2 protein-coding genes and 1 pseudogene are annotated in these 2,706 nt (G+C 72.7%); 1 reads left to right on the top strand and 2 read right to left on the bottom strand.

The features are described 5' to 3' along the window. The first annotated feature begins 217 nt into the window (after positions 1–217). On the top strand, positions 218–1,633 hold the full coding sequence (locus tag DKL51_RS28805) for an alkaline phosphatase PhoX (RefSeq protein ID WP_109966710.1): 1,416 nt from the start codon (positions 218–220) through the stop codon (positions 1,631–1,633). Positions 1,634–1,693: 60 nt separating this feature from the next. Here DKL51_RS28805 and DKL51_RS28800 read toward each other — a convergent pair. Together DKL51_RS28800 and DKL51_RS35910 are read right to left on the bottom strand one after the other, a co-directional pair. Next, positions 1,694–2,182 (bottom strand): annotated as a pseudogene (locus DKL51_RS28800) (GDSL-type esterase/lipase family protein); the annotation flags it as partial. Positions 2,183–2,489: 307 nt separating this feature from the next. Then, on the bottom strand, positions 2,490–2,706 hold a 217-nt coding region (locus DKL51_RS35910; RefSeq protein WP_221623257.1), incomplete at its 5' end, for a hypothetical protein.

The raw sequence follows: 2,706 nt of genomic DNA, 5'->3' as shown, positions 1-2,706 counted from the left end.
CCCGTACGCCGTCGCGAGCCTGCCCACTCTCCGCCCCCCGACGCCGCCGCGGTTCCGATCGAGGGAACCCTAACGGACGCGCACGGACCGGGCACAGTACACGGCCCGCACCGAGGGTTGGGCCAGTGTTCACCCGCCGGCCGCCGCCCTACTCGGCCCCGTTCCCCCGGTCCCGATTGCCTGCTGTCGGAAGCATCGTGAACAGGAAGGCGACAACGTGACCTCCTCCCCCATCTCCCGCCGCAATGTGCTGCGGGCCGGCGCGGCCGGCGGCCTCGGCATCGTGGTGGCCGGCAACCTGGAAGCGATCGCGGGGCCGAAGGCGGCGCGGGCCGCCACCCGGCCGGCCGTCGGCTACGGCGAACTGGTGCCCGACCCGGCCGGTCTGCTGGCCCTGCCGCCCGGCTTCTCCTACACGATCGTGGCGCAGGCCGGCGTGACCCTGCTCGAATCCGGGCAGCCGACCCCGAGCGACGCCGACGGCACCGGCTGCTTCCTCGGCCGGGACGGCTCGGTGCTGGTGAACAACCACGAGATCAGCGGCAGCGAGCCGTTCCCGGTGCCCGCGCTGGCCGGCCTCACCTACGACCCGGGTGCCCGGGGCGGCACCACCACCATCGAGGTGGACGCCCAGGGCCGGCGGCTGCGCGAGTACGTCTCGGTGGCCGGTACGCACAACAACTGCGCCGGCGGCATCACCCCGTGGGGCACCTGGCTGACCTGCGAGGAAACCGAGCAGAAGGCCGGCGGACAGTACCTGAAAAACCACGGGTACGTCTTCGAGGTCGACCCGCACGACCGCGCGGCCAACCAGAACCCGGTGCCGCTGAAGTACCTCGGCCGCTACGCCCACGAGGCGGTCGCGGTCGACCCGTACACCCACTCGATCTACCTGACCGAGGACGCGGGCGGGCCGAACGGCCTCTACTTCCGGTGGACGCCGCCGGCCGGCTTCCGGGGTGGCAAGGGCGCGCTGCGGGCGCTGGCCGAGCGGCCCGACGGGGACACCGCCGGCAGCCTCCAGGCGATGACCTGCTGGCTGGGCAGCACCCACGTCGCCGACCTGTCGGAGGCCACCGCACCGGGCACCCGGTACCGGGTGGAGTGGGTGGACGTGCCGGACCGGGACGCGAAGACCGTCTCGGTGCGCAAGCAGTTCACCGACGAGCAGGTCACCCGCAGCCGCAAGCTGGAGGGTGCCTGGTGGGCCGACGGCGGGGCGTACTTCGTGGCCAGCTTCGCCCGGCACTCCGACGGCAGCACCAACGAGCACGACGGGCAGGTGTGGTTCTACGACCCGCGGACGGAGACGGTCACGCTGAAGACCATCTTCGGGGTCAACCAGAACCCGGACGCCGAGGCCGGCAACTTCGACGGCCCGGACAACATCACCGTTTCCCCGTACGGCGGGGTGATCCTGGCCGAGGACGGCGAGGGGCTGTCCCACCTGGTCGGGGTGACCGCGGAGGGCAAGGCGTACCCGCTGGCCCGCAACGAGCTCAACGACAGCGAGTTCACCGGCCCGACGTTCAGCGCGGACGGGCAGATCCTCTTCGCCAACATCCAGTCCCCCGGCTACGTCTTCGCGATCACCGGCCCGTGGGGCCGGCCGAGCAACGCCGACGTGTCCTGACCGGACACTCGTCCGACGGCCGGCGGTCCCCGGTGGGGCCGTCGGCCGTCGGCGTACGCGTCAGCCGAGCACCGCGGTCAACGCCGGCAGGTAGCCGTACCGGTAGCCGTCGGCGTCCGGGTGGTACGCCTCGACGACCCCGCTGACGTCCCGGATCCACGGGTCGGCGGCGCAGACGCCGTGCCCGGCGAAGTACGGGCGGGCGTCGGCGAAGGTGGCGCCGGCCGCCGCCGCCCGGCCGGCGATGACGGTCGCGAGCACGTCGGCGGCCTCGTTGAGGATGGTCCGCTTGTAGGTGCTCATGGCCAGCAGGCCGCAGTAGCTGGTCTCGAAGAGCCGGGGATAGCCGAGCACCACCAGTCGGGCGTTGGGTGCCCGGTTGCGGATGGCGGCGTACGTGGCGTCGAGCCGGCCGGGCAGTGTGGTGGTGGCGAAGCTCTTCGCGGTGTCGACCGCGTTGACGCAGGTGGTGGTGCTGCCGAAGCGACAGCTCGTGATGACGTCCGCGAAGCCGGCGTCGTTGCCGCCGATGGTGATGGTGAACGCGGTCGCCCCGCTGAGGAACAGGCCCACCACCACGACCCACAGCCACCCGCGGACCCGCCGCAGGCGTGTCTCGACGTCCATACCGGCAGCCTAACGATGATCTTCGTGGCGCCGAGTCCCCGAAGTGCCGGGTCCGGCCAGGAAGGTCATGGCCTCGCTCACACCGCGCCGGAACCCGTCCGAGTCGTTGGCGACATCAGCTCCACAGCGTCCGACCGGCACATCGCGGTCCGGCGAGGTCCCGTCATCCGGATCGAGGCCGGCGCTGGCATCACCCGGACGGCATGCACCTGATCTGACCGGCCCAGCGTCAGCCGGCGTGGGTGCAGTCGGTCAGGTCGGCGGCCGGCCGGGTGGCGACAGTCCGAGAGCGATGGCGGGACCGGTGCGGCGCGCAGGCCGCGCATTCGTGCGCGGCGCGGATGGCCTGGCTCGACGGGAGCCTTCCGGTTCCGGGTCGCAGCCCCGCCAGGCGCATCCCGGGCAGCACGGTCGGGCGGGCGGGCGCGACCGTGCTGCCCGGGATG

It is taken from the genome of Micromonospora globispora, assembly GCF_003857015.1.
GTDB lineage: Bacteria > Actinomycetota > Actinomycetes > Mycobacteriales > Micromonosporaceae > Micromonospora > Micromonospora globispora.
This window is presented reverse-complemented; position numbering and strand designations above follow the sequence as displayed.